Source organism: Streptomyces sp. NPDC057702, from assembly GCF_042799315.1.
Classification (GTDB): Bacteria; Actinomycetota; Actinomycetes; order Streptomycetales; family Streptomycetaceae; genus Streptomyces.
In genome coordinates this window covers 47,477-62,760 of record NZ_JBHVJC010000036.1, presented here as the reverse complement: position 1 = coordinate 62,760, position 15,284 = coordinate 47,477, and the positions used below count along the sequence as shown (strand labels likewise).

At 71.6% G+C, this 15,284-nt stretch carries 12 protein-coding genes and 2 pseudogenes; 3 read left to right on the top strand and 11 right to left on the bottom strand.

Annotated elements, in window-relative coordinates:
- Positions 1–853: 853 nt before the first annotated feature.
- Positions 854–1,306 carry an ATP-binding protein gene (locus tag ACFVFR_RS25505; protein WP_383705708.1) on the bottom strand — a complete coding sequence of 151 codons (453 nt, stop codon included), beginning with the start codon at positions 1,304–1,306 and terminating at the stop codon, positions 854–856.
- Between the two features lie 139 nt (positions 1,307–1,445).
- The gene (bldG, locus tag ACFVFR_RS25500; RefSeq protein ID WP_098752640.1) at positions 1,446–1,787 is read right to left on the bottom strand and encodes an anti-sigma factor antagonist BldG; all 342 of its coding nucleotides are present in this window, start codon (positions 1,785–1,787) and stop codon (positions 1,446–1,448) included.
- A gap of 54 nt (positions 1,788–1,841) precedes the next feature.
- Between bldG and ACFVFR_RS25495 the strand changes: the two genes are divergently transcribed.
- Entirely contained in the window at positions 1,842–4,367 is a 2,526-nt protein-coding gene (locus tag ACFVFR_RS25495) for a DEAD/DEAH box helicase (RefSeq protein ID WP_383705673.1), read from the top strand.
- 278 nt (positions 4,368–4,645) lie between these two features.
- Here ACFVFR_RS25495 and ACFVFR_RS25490 read toward each other — a convergent pair.
- The 7 genes and pseudogenes from ACFVFR_RS25490 to ssd all read right to left on the bottom strand — a co-directional run.
- Positions 4,646–4,999, bottom strand: a pseudogene (locus ACFVFR_RS25490) (Rv3654c family TadE-like protein); the annotation flags it as partial.
- A gap of 64 nt (positions 5,000–5,063) precedes the next feature.
- Positions 5,064–5,507 carry a TadE family type IV pilus minor pilin gene (locus tag ACFVFR_RS25485; RefSeq protein WP_383705670.1) on the bottom strand — a complete coding sequence of 148 codons (444 nt, stop codon included), beginning with the start codon at positions 5,505–5,507 and terminating at the stop codon, positions 5,064–5,066.
- Positions 5,494–5,715, bottom strand: coding sequence for a DUF4244 domain-containing protein (locus tag ACFVFR_RS25480; RefSeq protein ID WP_383705667.1), 222 nt, complete (start codon positions 5,713–5,715; stop codon positions 5,494–5,496). Before ACFVFR_RS25480 ends, ACFVFR_RS25485 begins: the two co-directional genes overlap by 14 nt.
- Before the next feature lie 62 nt (positions 5,716–5,777).
- Complete coding sequence (locus ACFVFR_RS25475) at positions 5,778–6,413, bottom strand: type II secretion system F family protein (RefSeq protein WP_383705705.1); 636 nt, start codon at positions 6,411–6,413, stop codon at positions 5,778–5,780.
- A gap of 242 nt (positions 6,414–6,655) precedes the next feature.
- A complete protein-coding gene (locus tag ACFVFR_RS25470; protein ID WP_383705665.1) occupies positions 6,656–7,363 on the bottom strand; it encodes a type II secretion system F family protein in 708 nt (235 codons plus the stop codon).
- A 296-nt stretch (positions 7,364–7,659) separates the two neighbouring features.
- Positions 7,660–8,817 carry a TadA family conjugal transfer-associated ATPase gene (locus ACFVFR_RS25465; protein ID WP_383705663.1) on the bottom strand — a complete coding sequence of 386 codons (1,158 nt, stop codon included), beginning with the start codon at positions 8,815–8,817 and terminating at the stop codon, positions 7,660–7,662.
- Entirely contained in the window at positions 8,814–9,917 is a 1,104-nt protein-coding gene (gene ssd / locus ACFVFR_RS25460; RefSeq protein WP_383705661.1) for a septum site-determining protein Ssd, read from the bottom strand. The genes ACFVFR_RS25465 and ssd overlap by 4 nt, the downstream gene beginning before the upstream one ends.
- Before the next feature lie 452 nt (positions 9,918–10,369).
- Here ssd and ACFVFR_RS25455 point away from each other — a divergent pair, with 452 nt between their 5' ends.
- On the top strand, positions 10,370–11,212 hold the full coding sequence (locus ACFVFR_RS25455) for an HAD family hydrolase (protein WP_383705658.1): 843 nt from the start codon (positions 10,370–10,372) through the stop codon (positions 11,210–11,212).
- Between the two features lie 439 nt (positions 11,213–11,651).
- Here ACFVFR_RS25455 and ACFVFR_RS25450 read toward each other — a convergent pair whose 3' ends face one another.
- Positions 11,652–12,497 carry an oxidoreductase gene (locus ACFVFR_RS25450; protein WP_383705655.1) on the bottom strand — a complete coding sequence of 282 codons (846 nt, stop codon included), beginning with the start codon at positions 12,495–12,497 and terminating at the stop codon, positions 11,652–11,654.
- Between the two features lie 101 nt (positions 12,498–12,598).
- Between ACFVFR_RS25450 and ACFVFR_RS25445 the strand changes: the two are divergent.
- Positions 12,599–13,418: pseudogene (locus ACFVFR_RS25445) on the top strand (ATP-binding protein).
- Here the strand turns inward: ACFVFR_RS25445 and ACFVFR_RS25440 are convergent.
- The gene (locus ACFVFR_RS25440; RefSeq protein WP_383705653.1) at positions 13,399–14,829 is read right to left on the bottom strand and encodes a hypothetical protein; all 1,431 of its coding nucleotides are present in this window, start codon (positions 14,827–14,829) and stop codon (positions 13,399–13,401) included. The pseudogene ACFVFR_RS25445 and the gene ACFVFR_RS25440 overlap by 20 nt on opposite strands.
- Between the last annotated feature and the right edge of the window lie 455 nt (positions 14,830–15,284).

Genomic DNA, 15,284 nt, shown 5'->3' with positions numbered 1-15,284 from the left:
CACCCACCCACCGACGGCGTAGGGCCCCGCCCTGCCACAAGCGAACCGTTCGCCCTCCACGCCACACGGTCCGCCTCCCGCACGAGGCGATGACACCCGGCCCACGAGGCCCACCCGCACGCGGCGGGCAGCGGCCCCCGCGACCCCGATCGGCTCGCGCGAGACCACCCCGCCCCGCCCCGGCACCGCCGCGGTCACCATTCGCGGGACACAGGCGCCGCGCACCGTCCGAGCCCACCCCCACGGCGCCCATCGCGCACCGCGCGCCCGCGAGGACGCACGCGTCACCCCGGCACAAGCCGCTACGAGCCCGCCATACGGACGTCACACCGGCGCGCGCATCCGGCCCGTGAGACCCTCGAGTTCGCGCCACCCGAGGAGCGACCGGAGCGGTCAGAAGCACACAGGTACGCACCGAGCACGCCCGCCCGACCGAACACACCAGCACACTCCGCGACGCGGCGAGGATTCCGCTTCGTCGTCGAACGCGGGAAGTTGCGAGAAGTCAGCAAGCGGGAAGCAGTTACACAACCACCGCGAGCGCGACACCCGGAAAGACCTGCGCACCGCCGCAGCCAATCGCACAGATACGCGCACACACAGATACGCGGACGGACAGGCACACAGCCGCACAGGTACGTGGTCGAGCGCCACAGCACGGGAACCGCGCCCGCCTCACACACGTACGGGCCTCGAAGGCGCCCCACCGGGCAACCGGAGGATGACGTACTGCTCCGGAGCCCCCTCACGCGCCTCGTCAGGCAGCGCGAAGCACCGCCTCAAGCGTCAGCTCGGAGTCGGATCAGGGTGAAACAGGGATGGCGCGGAAAACGCCGGATGAATGTGCCGCGCGTCAGGCCGGGTCGGATGCGGCGGCGGCCGTCGGCCAGCTCATCCGGATCACACCACCCGACTCATCGGAGGTCACCTCGACGTCGTCGACGAGCCCGCTGATCACCGCGAGACCCATCTCGTCATCCGTCTCGGCCCCGGCATCGTCGGCCGGCAACGCCCCGGCCGTGGCATCGCCCTCGGCGGTACGCCCGGTCACGGCGTGCGGCGCCTCGTCCCCGACCTCGATGGAGAACCTCTTCTCCTCCTCGGTCAGAGCCACCCGCACCGGCGCCGACACGTCATTGCTGACGTGCAGTCCAACGGCACGAGAGCACGCCTCGCCAACGGCGAGCCGCACCTCGTCCAACACGGCTTCGTCGACTCCGGCCCGGCGCGCCACAGCGGCTGCCACCAGCCGGGCGGTGCGGACGTGCTCTGGAAGGGCACTGAAACGAAGTTCGACGGTGGCCATGCCATCCCCCTCGGTCATACGCGTCCTCTTCCGCTCCGCCGAAGAGGACTGGCTCGCGGAGGGGCCGGGCCGTCAGCCCGGTTCCCCCCGCCACGACGATCTTCCACCCCGCACCACCAGCGCGGGGCGTCCGGCACCGTCAGTCGGTGGCGGAGACGGCGTCATCAACCGAGGTGTGAATGGGGAACACCTTGGTCAGGCCGGTGATACGGAAGATCTTCAAAATGCGCTCCTGGTTGCAGACCAAGCGCAGCGAACCCTCGTGGGCACGCACCCGCTTGAGCCCGCCGACCAGCACGCCGAGCCCGGTGGAGTCGAGGAAGTCGACGCCCTCCATGTCAACGACCAGGTGGTAGCTGCCGTCGTTCACAAGCTCGACCAACTGCTCCCGCAGTTTGGGCGCGGTGTATACATCAATCTCGCCACCGACCTCGACGACCGTACGGTCGCCAACGGTCCGGGTCGACAGGGACAGGTCCACGGAACCTCCAGCACCTTGCATCGAGCGGTCGCCCCCCATGGATCGGCAGCCGCGATGGCATTCAATCACTTACCAGTAGGCGCGCACGACGCCTTGAGCCCATTGTCCGCCACGCCAGTGACAGACTCTGGGTCAATGGCCCACAATCAACTCCCGCGACCCGCCGGGATACGTCGTTCCCCGCGGGCCATGCTGGATCAGCTTGCCGCCCGGGCGGACCGCGCGGCGCGCATCACTCATACGGAGCACTTGCCCCCGCATACGGGTCAGCATGCCGACTGGCCTTCGCGGATCCGGCCGGAAGTGATCGATGCCATCGCCGCCACGGGCATCGAACGCCCCTGGAGCCACCAGGCCCGGACGGCGGAGCACGCGCTGCGCGGCGAATCTGTGATCGTCGCCACTGGCACCGCCTCGGGCAAGTCGCTCGCCTACCTCGCCCCCGTCCTCAGCACGCTGCTCGACGGCGCCGAACCCCCGGGCGACCCGGACGCCCCCAGCCCGGAGGCCCGCCCCACCGGCGCGACGCGGGCGATCGCGCGCGCCGGCACCCGGCGTGCCACCGCGCTCTACCTCGCCCCCACCAAGGCCCTGGCCGCCGACCAGCGCCGTGCGGTCACCGACCTGGCCAAGCCTCTGGGCTCCCGCGTCCGGGCCGCGGTCTACGACGGGGACACCCCCGTCGAGGAACGCGAGTGGATTCGCGGCTACGCCAACTACGTCCTCACCAACCCCGACATGCTTCACCGCGGCATCCTGCCCGGCCACCCGCGCTGGTCCTCCTTCCTCCGAGCCCTGCGCTACGTCATCATCGACGAGTGCCACACCTACCGCGGGGTCTTCGGCTCACACGTCGCCCAGGTACTGCGACGCCTGCGCCGGATCTGCGCCCGCTACGGCGCCGAGCCCGTCTTCCTGCTCGCCTCCGCCACCTCGGCGGACCCGGCACGCTCGGCCGCCCGGCTCACCGGTGTCACCCCCGTGGAGATCACCGAAGACTGTTCACCGCGCGGCGAACTCGTCTTCGCCCTGTGGGAGCCTCCACTGACCGAACTGGCCGGTGAGCGCGGCGCGCCGGTGCGTCGCACCGCCACCGCCGAGACCGCCGACCTGCTGACCGACCTGGCCGTGCAGGGCACCCGCACCGTCGCCTTCGTACGCTCCCGACGCGGCGCCGAACTCATCGCCCTGATCGCCCAGGAGCGGCTCGCCGAGGCGGCCGCCGGTCTACGACACCGCGTCGCCGCCTACCGTGGCGGCTACCTCCCCGAGGAACGCCGCGCCCTGGAGCGGGCCCTGCACAGCGGCGAACTCCTGGGCCTGGCCGCCACCACCGCTCTCGAACTCGGCGTCGACGTGGCGGGTCTGGACGCCGTGCTGCTGGCCGGCTACCCGGGCACCAGGGCGTCGCTGTGGCAGCAGGCGGGCCGCGCCGGGCGCGCGGGGCAGGGGGCGTTGGCCATCCTGGTGGCCCGGGACGATCCGCTGGACACCTATCTCGTGCACCACCCCGAGGCCCTCTTCCGCCAACCCGTCGAGTCCACCGTGCTGGACCCCGACAACCCCTACGTCCTCGCCCCGCACCTGTGCGCCGCCGCGGCCGAACTCCCACTGACCGAGGCGGACCTGCCCCTCTTCGGCCCCGCCGCCGCCGGAATCCTCCCCCAGCTCGAACAGCGCAAGCTGCTCCGCCGTCGGGCCACGGCCTGGCACTGGACCCGCCGGGAGCGGGCCGCCGACCTCGCCGACATCCGGGGTGAGGGCGGCAAGCCCGTCCAGATCGTGGAGGCCGGTACGGGCCGGCTGCTCGGCACCGTGGACGCCGCCGCCGCGCACACCACCGTCCACGACGGCGCCGTCCACCTCCACCAGGGCCGCACCTACCTCGTGCGCCACCTCGACCTGGCGGACTCGGCCGCCCTGGTGGAGGAGGCCAACCCGACGTACTCGACCACGGCCCGCGACACCACCGGCATCGCCATCCTGGAGACCAGCGCCGAGGTGCCGTGGGGGGACGCCCGACTGTGCTTCGGTTCAGTCGAGGTCACCAACCAGGTCGTCTCCTTCCTTCGTCGAAAGCTCATCACCGGCGAGGTCCTGGGCGAGACGAAACTGGACCTGCCGCCTCGCACCCTGCGCACCCGCGCCGTCTGGTGGACCGTCACCGAGGACCAGTTGGAGCGCGCCGACGTCACCGCGGAGACGCTCGGCGGCGCCCTGCACGCCGCCGAGCACGCCTCGATCGGTATCCTGCCGCTGTTCGCCACCTGCGACCGATGGGACATCGGCGGGGTGTCGGTGCCGCAGCATCCGGACACGCTGCTGCCCACCGTGTTCGTCTACGACGGCCACCCCGGCGGAGCGGGCTTCGCCGAGCGGGCCTTTCACACCGCGGCCCGCTGGCTCACCGCCACGCGTGAGGCCATCGCGGCCTGTGAGTGCGCCTCCGGCTGTCCCTCGTGCGTCCAGTCCCCCAAGTGCGGCAACGGCAACGACCCCCTGGACAAGAAGGCCGCCGTGCGCCTCCTCACCGAACTCCTGACCCATGCCTCCCCTCCCCCCACCAGTCCCCCGCCGTAGACCGGACCACCACACCTACGCCGCAGGCCAGGGCGCTACCTCGGCCGCCACCCTGTCCGGCAGCCCACCGAACAGGGCGCTTCGCCCGGCCCTCCGAACAGGGTGGTGCGCCCCTGACCGCTCGGAGCCACGGATATGCCCGACACCCCGCCCGCCGTCGCGCGACCTCGGGCACGCACCGCCTCCGCGCTGGGCCGCACGGTCGACGAGCCCCCTCGCGTTCCGGCCCTCAAGCGCGCGCCGGAGCGCACCGACGCGGACGAGTACGCGGGCGCCGGGGGCCCGGAGTTCGCCGGCCCGGCTCGGGAGCGCACGCGCTGGGTGAACGTCCGCGCAGCCGCCGAGGGCAGCACCGCCGTCACCCGAGCCGCCGGCACCTCCGCGACGAGGTCAGCGACCTCGCCTCGCACCGCACACCGCACGACGCGTGCGCCCTGGGCCCGCGCCACCCGTTCCGCCAGATCGCACGCCGCCCGCTCGCCCTCAAGCGCGTGATCGGCCGCCGCGAGCGCCGCCAGGTCCGCCGCACCGCCCGCCTGGTGCCGCGCCGCGACCACCGACCCCATGGTCAGCACCACGGCGAACACCGCGCACAAGGCCGAGGCGGCCACCGCGACCCACACCGTCGCCATCCCGTCGTCTCCGTACCGCCGGCCGTGGCGTGAACCCGTAGCCGTGCGAGCGGGTCGACGTTGTTCAGCGCGACGCGATCGTGTCCTCGGCAAGAGCCACCGCCTCCCCTCGTAGCCGCACGGTCAGCGGGCCCGGCCCCACCGTGCGGGCTTCGACCCGTACGCGGACAAGGTCGCCCTCCCGGCTCAAGACGATCCTGGCGCCGGACGGTGCGGCCGACCGAGCGGCTGCCATCGCCGCGGCCGGCGTCTCCGACCGCGCCGCGGCGCGGGCACCGGCCCGCGCCGCGTCAACGCACTGGATGCGCGCTGAGGCGGCCATCAGGCCCCAGAGCAGCATCAGCGTGAAGAGCGCCAGGGCGGGCAGGACGATCGCGGCCTCGGCACTGACCGCTCCCCGATCGCGGGGCCGATCCCCGCGCGGAACCTTGTCTCGGGTCTGCGACGCACGCGCCGTTCGCGCCGGGCTTCGGCAGCCGCTTCCGGTGTGTCCGTCAGAACTGCGCACTGAGCGCCTTCTCGATGACCGACTGGAGCGCCCCGGCGACGGGCTCGCTCGTGACCACTTTGTAGAGCACGGCCGCGAAGGCACATGCGGCGATGGTCCCCACGGCGTACTCCGCCGTCGCCATGCCCGCCTCCCGTCGGTGCCGTAGTGCTCCGCGCCAGGCCGCCCACCGTCGGGCTCCCCAACGCTTGATTCCGCTACTCGCCATGACTCGCTCAACTCCTCGTTTCGTTCATCGTTTTCGTGTGGCCCTGACGTGCCGCGCTCAGGTCAGGTAGTGAGCAGCCCGTCCGCCAGCCCGATGACCACCGGTGCCACGCCCACCAGGAGGAAGGCGGGCAGGAAGCACAGGCCGAGCGGAGCGGTGGCCAACACTCCGGCGCGTCGGGCTCGGGCCGTAGCCGTCCGGCCGCGTTCGGCGCGGCAGTCGAGGGCCAGCCGCGTGACCGGCTCGACGGCGGGCGCGCCCGTCACCATCGCCCGCTCCAGCGACCGGGCCAGCCGTACGGCCCCAGGCAGGGCGCCCACGTGCCCCCACACCACGGACGGATCGCCGCCCAGGCGCAGCTCTGCCGACGCCCGCGCGAGGCGCTGCCCCACCGGGCCGTCCAACGAGCCCCCCACCGCCTCGGCGGCCTCCCCCGGGCCCGCCCCGGCCGCCAGACAGGCGGCCAGAAGCTCGGCAGTCAGAGGAAGTTGGGCCGCGGCTAGTGCCTTCTGGTCTGTCGTGAGCGTGCTATCAGTCGCATGAGCCACCTCGTCTGTGGGTTCTCCGGCGCGTCGGGCCGCGTTCCTGTGGTGCCATCGCCAGGCTCCGTACGCCAGGGCGAGTCCCGCTCCGTATCCGACCCAGCCGTCGAGGAGGATGGGCCCCAGGCACCCGCAGCCGACGGCGGCCAAGCGCATGCGCACGGCCCCGGTGTCCGCCGCCTCGGGGCGCCCGCGAGTCGCCCGGCGTCGCGGCGGTCGAACTCGCTGGGGACGCGTCGTGGACGGGCTGCCTGGCGACAGGGCCAGGCGACGCTGTTGGGCGCTCCGTCGGTCTCGTACCGCGCTGATCGCCAATGCCGTGCATCCAGCAAAGCACACGAGCGAGATGGCGATCCCCAGCCTGTGGATAACTTCGGCGGACCAGGTCTCCATGCCCATCAGCCCGGTGTCCTCTGGTGCGCGGCGGGCAATCTGTCCTGTGGTGCGGGGGCCGCCGGCTCGGCGGCTCGGCGCACGATGCGCGCGGTCCAGGCCAGGCCCGCCCACTCCAGGAGCGCGCCGAGCGCCAGGCAGCTCAGGCCGGCCGGAGTGTGGAGCAGGACGTGGAGCGGCGCGGCGCCCAGCGCGCTGCCGAGCACGAGGCCGAACGCGGGCAACAGAGCCAGCATCACGGCGGTCGATCGCACGCCCGCCAGTTGGGCGCGTAACTCCTCTCGTTGATCACGTTCGGCGCGCAGGGCCGCGGCGACGCGGTCCAGGCCGTCCGCGAGGCCCGCGCCGCCCTCGACCGCCACCTGCCAGCACGCGGCTACTCCCGCCATTCCCTCCGCGCCCGGGAGGCGAGCGACCAGGCGCAGCGCGGCGGGCACATCCCCGCCGAAGCGCGCGGCCGCGGTGACCCGCGCCCAGGCGTCCGCGAACTCGGTCACCTCAACGGAACGCAGCGCCTCCCCCGGCTGGTGCCCAGCACGCAGGTCACCCGCGAGATCGGCGCACAGCTCGATCACGGCCGAGCCTCGCCGCGCCGCGCGCCGCTGGCCTGCGCGAGCGCGTCGCCATCGCCTACCAAGGAATGCCGCCAACACCCCGCCGGCCAACGGCAGGACGGAGTCACCCAGCACGGCGAGCACGCCTCCCAGCGGCACGCAGGCCACCTCCGCGCCGAGGTCTCGCCGTCGCGCCGCCGCTGATACCAGACGCGGCCATCGCTGCCAGGGCCTGCTTCGCTCCAAGGCCGTGAGCAGCCGCGATGTGCCACTCGGTCCCACGCGCCCACGTTCCAACGCGGCGCCGGCTGTCGAGGGGAGCGTGGCGCCACCCGCGAGGACCAGCCGGCGTCGGCGTGACCGACGGTCCGGCCCCGCCCCGCACCACAGGGCCACGGCCAGACACAGCATCGCGCTGCACAACGCCAGCGACTCGGCGCTGACCGACCCGCTCGTCACGCGCCCTCACCGCCTCGCGCGCACAGCTGCTCCAACCGTCGCCACCCTGGGGCACGTTCGAAGCCGAGCGGGCCCCACAGCGCCGCGGGCGCGGTCGTGACCAGGCCGTCCCGGTCACGCTCCAGCACGTGCAGTTCGCCGATGCGGCGACGACCCCGGCGGTCCCTGGTCAGGTGGATGATCACGGACAGCGCGGAGGCGAGCTGGCTGTGCAGCGCCGCCCGGTCGAGCCCCGCCGTGGACCCCAGCGCCTCCAGTCTGGCCGGCACATCGGCCGCCGCGTTGGCGTGCACGGTGCCGCACCCGCCTTCGTGTCCCGTGTTCAGCGCCGACAGCAGGTCCGTCACCTCCGGCCCGCGAACCTCGCCGACCACCAATCGATCCGGCCTCATCCGCAACGCCTGTCGCACCAGGTCCCGCAGTGTGACCAGGCCGCGTCCCTCCTGGTTGGCGGGCCGGGTCTCCAGGCGTACGACGTGCGGATGGTCGGGCCGCAGCTCGGCGGAGTCCTCGGCCAGGACGATGCGCTCGCCGGGCCCGACCAGGCCCAGCAGCGTGCTGAGCAGGGTCGTCTTGCCCGTCCCCGTCCCACCGCTGATGACGTAGGAGAGCCGGGCGTCCAGCAGTGCCTTCAGCAGCGCCTCGCCGCCGGGCGGCACCGTCCCCGCCTCCGCGAGCTCGGCGAGCGTGAACGCCCGGGGGCGTACTACCCGCAGCGACAGGCAGGTGCTCGCGACGGCGACCGGGGGCAGGACGGCGTGCAACCGTGTCCCGTCCGGCAGTCGGGCGTCCACCCACGGCTTCGCGTCGTCGAGGCGGCGACCCGCTACCGCCGCGAGGCGCTGCGCGAGGCGGCGCACGTCCGCCGCGTCGGCGAAGCGGACCTCGGTGCGCTCCAGACCGGCCCCACGGTCGATCCACACCTGGTCGGGCGCGGTGACCAGCACGTCGGTCACGTCGGGCAGCGCGAGCAGCGGTTCGAGGGGGCCGGCTCCCACCAGCTCGGAGCGCAGGGCCCGCACAACCCCGAGAACCTCCGTGTCCCCAAGGATCCGCCCCTCCTCTCGCAGCGCAGCCGCGACACGAGCCGGCGTCGGTTCTCCTCCGCTGCCCGCCAGCCGCGTACGCACCGCGTCCAACAGGGCGCCGCTCATGTGGCACCTCCGACGGGCTTCGCTCGGGCCCAGAAGTCGGCGCAGAAGCGCGCCAGGGGGCCGCGCTCACTCGCGCCTGGTGGCTCGCCCGATTCCAACGCCGCGAGCAGCCCCGGCTCGGGTGGCAGTTCCCCGGCAAGCGGCAGGTCCAGCAGCCGGGCGATCTCCTCGTCGTCCAGCCCGCTGCCGGTCGGGCCCCGGACCACGACGCGCAGGTCCCCCAGCACCATGCGAACGCAGGAGGCGACACGGTGGGCAGCGGCCACAGCCCGCAGTTCGGCGGGGACCACCAACAGCGCCATGTCGAGCTGGGCGAGCACCTCGGCCGCCGCCTCGTCCACGCGCCGTGGCAGGTCGACCACGACGGCGCCACCCCTTCGGCGCGCGGCGGCGAGAACCGAGCGGACCGCGAGCGGATGAGCGGCCACCACGCCGCCCCGGTCCCAGCTGAGCAGACGCAGGCGGTGCAGCTCGGGTAGCGATTCCTCCAGCGCTCCCGCGGCCACCCGGCCCTGCGACTTGGCGAAGGCCGGCCACCTCAGCCCCGCCGCTCCCTCGCCGCCGAGCAACACGTCGAGGCCGCCGCCCAGCGGATCGCCGTCGATGAGCATGGTGCGCTGCCCGGCACGGGCGGCCGACACCGCGAGCGCACAGGCCAGGGTGCTGGCACCGGCGCCGCCCCGGCCGCCGATGACCCCGACAGTGACGGCCTGGTCGGCCGTGCCCTCGACGACGTCGGCGACCCGGTCCACCAGCCATGTCTCGGCGTCGGGCAGGAAGACGACGCACTCCGCGCCCATCTCGATGCCTCGCCGCCAGATCCCCGGGTCATCGAGATCTCGCCCGATCAGCAGCACCCCCTGCCTACGGGGCGCGCCCGCCAAACTCCGCGCACGGTCATCGCCGACGAGAACCAGGGGAGCGCCTTCCCAACTGGCATCGCCGACGAGCGTTCCATGGGCCACTTCCGGCGCGGAACCGGCCGCCGCGCACAACCGCAACAAGTCGTCGAGAAGCTCTTCGTCTTCCGTCACGATCAGCGGTCTGCGGCGCTGGTCGGCACCTTCCTCCAGTTGACCAGACGCGATAGTTCCAGCCACGGTCCCCTCCTCATCTCACTGCGCTCTCTCGAACCCGCGAACATCGCGGGAATCGACCGTGCAGCGATCCGAGAAATCTCGGGGATCTTGGTCTAAATCTGTGGACAACTCGTGGGCTGTGAATAACTCCGTCACCTGAATCGGCGACTTCCACGGCAACCACTGGCGATTACGTACGGTCACATCGCAGACTCGTGGAGGAAGCGCACCGAGCAGACACAGGAGGAGAGCGATGATCAGGAGTGGCGCGTCGAAAAGTGTCCGGACATGCGACGACCCCCGCCGGGGGGGAGAGCGGGGGTCGTCCCCACGACCGACTCGGGGGGGGGAGGAGCCGGACGGGGTTAGCACGGTCGCGAACGATCCGTGACTTCCATGGTGTACCCGAGGGCCTTCCTAAGCAAACCCACTCGCCGCCGCTTACGCCGAATGGCGGGCCCTATGCTCAGCCCGTGGAAAACCACTCCTTGCCGCGCACAGCCGCCTTCTTTGATCTGGACAAGACGGTCATTGCGAAGTCGAGCACTCTCACGTTCAGCAAGTCCTTCTACCAAGGCGGCCTGATCAACCGCCGAGCCGTACTGCGCACCGCATATGCGCAGTTCGTCTTCCTTGCCGGAGGCGTCGACCACGACCAGATGGAGCGGATGCGGGAATATCTATCAGCGCTCTGCCGTGGTTGGAACGTACAGCAGGTGCGGGAGATAGTGGCTGAAACGCTGCACGACCTGATCGACCCCATCATCTACGACGAAGCGGCCTCACTCATCGAGGAGCATCACGCCGCAGGCCGCGACGTGGTCATCGTCAGCACCTCCGGGGCGGAAGTCGTCGAACCCATCGGAGCGCTGCTGGGCGCCGACCGCGTCGTGGCCACCCGGATGGTGGTCGAGGACGGCTGCTTCACCGGCGAGGTGGAGTACTACGCCTACGGGCCCACCAAGGCCAAGGCCATAGCCGAGTTGGCCGAGTCCGAGGGCTACGACCTCTCGCGCTCCTACGCCTACAGCGACTCGGCGACCGACGTTCCGATGCTGGAGTCGGTCGGCCACCCGCACGCTGTGAATCCCGACCGCAGTCTGCGCCGGGAAGCGACAGCGCGCGGCTGGCCCATCCTCAACTTCAACCGACCGGTCCGGCTGAAGCAACGCCTCCCGACCTTCTCCATGCCGCCCCGGCCGACCCTGGCGGCGGCCGCCGTGGTGGGAGCTGCCGCCGCTGCGGGGTTGGTCTGGTACGCGACTCGACACCGCCCACCCAGGCCAGGCATCACCGCACTGCACCACGCCGGGTGATGTGCCCAAGTTTGCGACCAAAAGTAAAGATCTGCAGCAGGGGGTTCCGCTTCGCACCTGACGGGAGTAGAAAGGAATCAACGGCCCGCGAGACCAGGGACATCCGGGAGGAAGCCCCTCGCACCAAGGCCCCACGGACCGAGCACAGACGCTAGGCACCCACGCGACGCCGACCCGTCGATTACGGGCCAGCCGCACCAGGAGACGGGCAAAGTTCCCGACCTGATGGGCACAAAACCGAGCACGCATGGTAACCAAGCGGACGTGCCAGCGGCGGCGCCATCTCCATCTGGCGCCGCCGCAACTCTGCCGACTACGCCGCCGCACTGCCCCGCCCCGCGCGAGCCCCGTCGCGATAGCGCCCGCATACGAGCGACGCCCCCGCTTCGCACCGGAGACCTGCTGCGGCGAAAGACTCGGTCAGCACGGCCGGCGGGCGCTAGGCCGCCCCGCGCTGCAACGCCTCACACACGGCCGTGCTCTCGCGTACGCCTAGTTCAACCGCCCGACCGCAGTGCACGATCCAGGCGGCTACCCCCTCGGGTGTCCCCGAGGCGTACCCCTCCAGCGCACCCGCGTATCCAGCCCGCCCCTGTTCGGCGTAGCCGACCTCAGCCGGACAGATCGACTTGGGGTCCAACCCACTCCCGACCAGAACGACCCGCTCGGCGGCACGGGCGACGAGCCCGTTGTGCGACCCGAAGGGACGCAGCGCGAGCAGTTCCCCGTGCACCACGGCCGCCACCACCAACGCAGGAGCCTCCGTGCCCGCGAGCAGCAAGCGAACCAGCCCGTCCAGTCGACCAGCCACCTCATCAGCGTCCGGCACCGGCAGCGCGATCAACGGCTCGTCCACCGCCTCGCCGGCCAGCCTCGGGCGCCCCACCGCGTCCAGTGCGGCATCCGCCGACTGGCCTCGCGCGGCATCACCCGCGGCGACGAGGTGGAGCCTGGCCAGCACCCGAAGAGGCGACTGCCGCCACACGCTGAGAAGCTGCCCGGCCTCGGCGGTCAGCCGAAGCGCGGCCCCGACGGTGCGCGGTTCGCCCTGGGCACCGAAGTCGGTACGCCGACGAACCTCCTCCAGCGCCCAGTCGGCACCGGAGAGCGCCGCGGAGCCCCGGGCGCCACGCAGCGCGGCCTCGGCGGTGACCTCGTGGCTGCGGCGACGCATGACGCGGTGGCCGTAGACCCGGTCGATGGCCTTGCGTACGGCATCGACGGAATCGGTCACGCCGGGCAGGGCCGCCAACGCCGACAGCGGATCAGATGTCCCACTACTCATGAGTACGACACTACGCACATCCGAGGCCGCGCCCCTTGTCGGAGTGGCCTTCCTCACCAGAAACGACGTCCCGCCCCCCAGTACACCCACACCAGGCGAAGGTGAAGATCGATTTTGTGGGAAAGAGCGGCTGCGGCAGGACCAGGCTGTCCTCGCTCCTCGTACGCCACCTCGCCGCTGCCCGCGCCCCGGTCATCGCCATCGACGCGGACATCGGCCCGCACCCGGGCACCTCACTCGGGTTGCCCCAGCACAGCGACGCCACTCCAGCCGCCATCGGGAATCAACCATCCCTAGCAAAGGACCACTTGTACGACTCCCCATCCTCACGTCATCTCGAAGGGAACCATGCTCGAAACGACTCGCCCCGGACAGGGTGCACGGCTGGTCGATGCGCGGCAGGAGTTCGTCGTCACCAACAGGACCGCCGGCAGCGGCTCCCTCGCCTCCGGCGTCTTCACCCGCTTCGACCGTTCCTGGTCACCGAGGCGACCAGGAAGGAGGCCGCGGCTCATCGACAGTGCGAGGAGCACGCGCGGGACTTCGACATCGCACCGCGCGTGGTGGGTGACAGGGTTCGAGGCCCCGACGACATCGCCTTCCCACACGAGGTTGGCGAGGACCCGCTCGCCAGCCCCGCCAGTTGCCGTGGGTGCGGAGGGGGGAGGTGGAGACGGGCCGCCCACCCGGGTTCGTCACGCTGGAGGCGACCATCCGGCGAGTGTCACACGCCCCCCACGAGACCGTGGACGTCGCGTACGCCTCACGCGACGGGGAGCGCTACGCCCGCCAGATGGTCCACTTCCACCTCAAGAACGCCGAGAGTCGGAGAAACACGCGCCCGGCACGGACCTGGCAGCCCAGCTCGATCCGGCGTTCGCCCTGGACGAGCGGCTGGTCGCTAGCCGACAGCCGGCCTGAGGCGGCCCAGGCCCGTGAGTTCGCCACTGAACGTGTACGGCTGCCCCACCGCGTCGGACGACCGTCCCGTGGCGCGCGGTGCGCTATCCGACCGACTGGTCGCCGGTGGTGCGCCCGGTGAGCGTGGCGCCTCAGCAGGGGCACCAGCGGCTCGGGTCTTCGTCGCCACCGTGCCCGCTGGTTGCTCGGCGGCGGGAGCCGAGCGGGACGTCAGATACGCGGCCCAGCCGCCCTTCGGCTGTTCACCGACGTCCAGCTTGCGCAGCTTCTCCAGGATCCGAGGGTCCTGGGCGTCCATCCAGTCGGCGAGTTGCTTGAACGACACGCACCGCACGTCGGGCCGCGGGCACACCTTCCTGATGGTCTCCTCGACGGCACGCATATACGTTCCGCCGTTCCACGACTCGAAGTGGTTGCCCACCAGCAGCGGCGCCCGGTTGCCCCGGTACGCGCGGTTGAAGGCGGCCAGCAGGCCGTCCCGCATCTGGTCGCCCCACGCGGCGTGCCGGGCGCGGTCCCCCCGGGTCGTGCCGGACTGGTTGACCAGGAAGTTGTAGTCCATGGACAGTGTCTCGAAGGCGCGTCCCGGCATGGGGACCTGCTGCAGCGGGAAGTCCCAGATGCCGCCCTGCTTGGCCGGCCAGACCTGCCGGCCGCCGGCCGCGCTGGCGTCGTAGCGGAAGCCCATGGAGCGGGCGGCGGGTATCAGGTTGCGCTGCCCTTCGAGACAGGGCGCGCGGCCACCGACGAGCTCCGCGCTGTAGTCGAAGGGCAGCGGCTGCGCGTGGCGAAGGCCGGTATTGGTCTTCCAGTTCTTGACGAACGACTCGGCCTGCCGGATCTCGCTGCGCCACTCGTCCACCGACCAGGTGCCAACACCCCTGTCGGGGCCGCAGAAGTGGCCGTTGAAGTGGGTGCCTATCTCGTTGCCGTCGCGCCACGCTCCGGCGAGTTGCGCGGCGGTGTCCCGGATGCCCTTGACGTCGTTGAAGCCGATGTCCGAGGCACCGGGTGCGTGCTGCGGCGCGTGGTACAGCTCCTTCTTCGCGCCGGGGAGCATGTACACGCCGCTGAGGAAGTACGTCATCGTGGCGTCGTAGCGCTTGCCCACCTCGCGGAAGCGGGAGAAAAGCCGCTGGCTGTCCTCACCGGCGCCGTCCCAGGAGAAGACGACGAACTGCGGCGGGCGCTGACCCTGGCCGAGGCGCTGGAACGTCGGTTGCAGCGGCTGGGCCCCGGTGTACGCGGTCGAGCCGTCGCCTATCAGGCGCAACGGCGTCGCGGCCTTCGGCGGTGGCCCCTTCTCCTCGCTCTTCGTGTCGGAGTCGCCCGAGCCGCCGGAGCAGCCGGCTATCCCGGTGAGTATCGCCGTCAGCACCAGCCCTATCGAGGCCTTCCGTGCGGTCGTCATCTGCCACCTCGCTTCTCGACCTCTGAGCGCCCGCGGAACAGCGGGCAAACACCCCATAAGTCATCTAATAGGTAAGAAGCAGCAAGCATTCTTAAACCGGCACTCACTCGATAGATGGAATGACTGGCGCGGTTGATCGGAAGCCCTTCCTCGCGGCCTTTACCCGGCATTACGATTCGTTTACCGATGCTTGAGAGTGACGAAGCGAACGCATACCGTTATCACTCCCGGTGGGCTCGCCCCTTCTTCAGCAGCACGTCCTGGCCGAGCCCCCGAGCCGACGCCGATCACCAACCGTCGTCCGGCGCACCGCATCACCTCCGGCACCGCCACCGCCCGCGACCCCGGTCCGGCGGTGCGCGGCCCACGCCAGACCGCCCATCAGTACGCGGGCTTCATCGGAGCCCCCAGCAGCCCACCGCAGTACGCCGTGCCCACGGTCGGGACCTCGTTCG

What these genes read in the sequence shown, in the direction of transcription:
- ACFVFR_RS25505 (WP_383705708.1), bottom strand. Translation starts at nt 1,306, where the DNA reads ATGGCCACCGTCGAACTTCGTTTCAGTGCCCTTCCAGAGCACGTCCGC.
- ACFVFR_RS25495 (WP_383705673.1), top strand. Translation starts at nt 1,842, where the DNA reads ATGGCATTCAATCACTTACCAGTAGGCGCGCACGACGCCTTGAGCCCA.
- ACFVFR_RS25480 (WP_383705667.1), bottom strand. Translation starts at nt 5,715, where the DNA reads ATGGCGAGTAGCGGAATCAAGCGTTGGGGAGCCCGACGGTGGGCGGCC.
- ACFVFR_RS25475 (WP_383705705.1), bottom strand. Translation starts at nt 6,413, where the DNA reads ATGCGCTTGGCCGCCGTCGGCTGCGGGTGCCTGGGGCCCATCCTCCTC.
- ACFVFR_RS25465 (WP_383705663.1), bottom strand. Translation starts at nt 8,817, where the DNA reads ATGAGCGGCGCCCTGTTGGACGCGGTGCGTACGCGGCTGGCGGGCAGC.
- ACFVFR_RS25450 (WP_383705655.1), bottom strand. Translation starts at nt 12,497, where the DNA reads ATGAGTAGTGGGACATCTGATCCGCTGTCGGCGTTGGCGGCCCTGCCC.
- ACFVFR_RS25440 (WP_383705653.1), bottom strand. Translation starts at nt 14,829, where the DNA reads ATGACGACCGCACGGAAGGCCTCGATAGGGCTGGTGCTGACGGCGATA.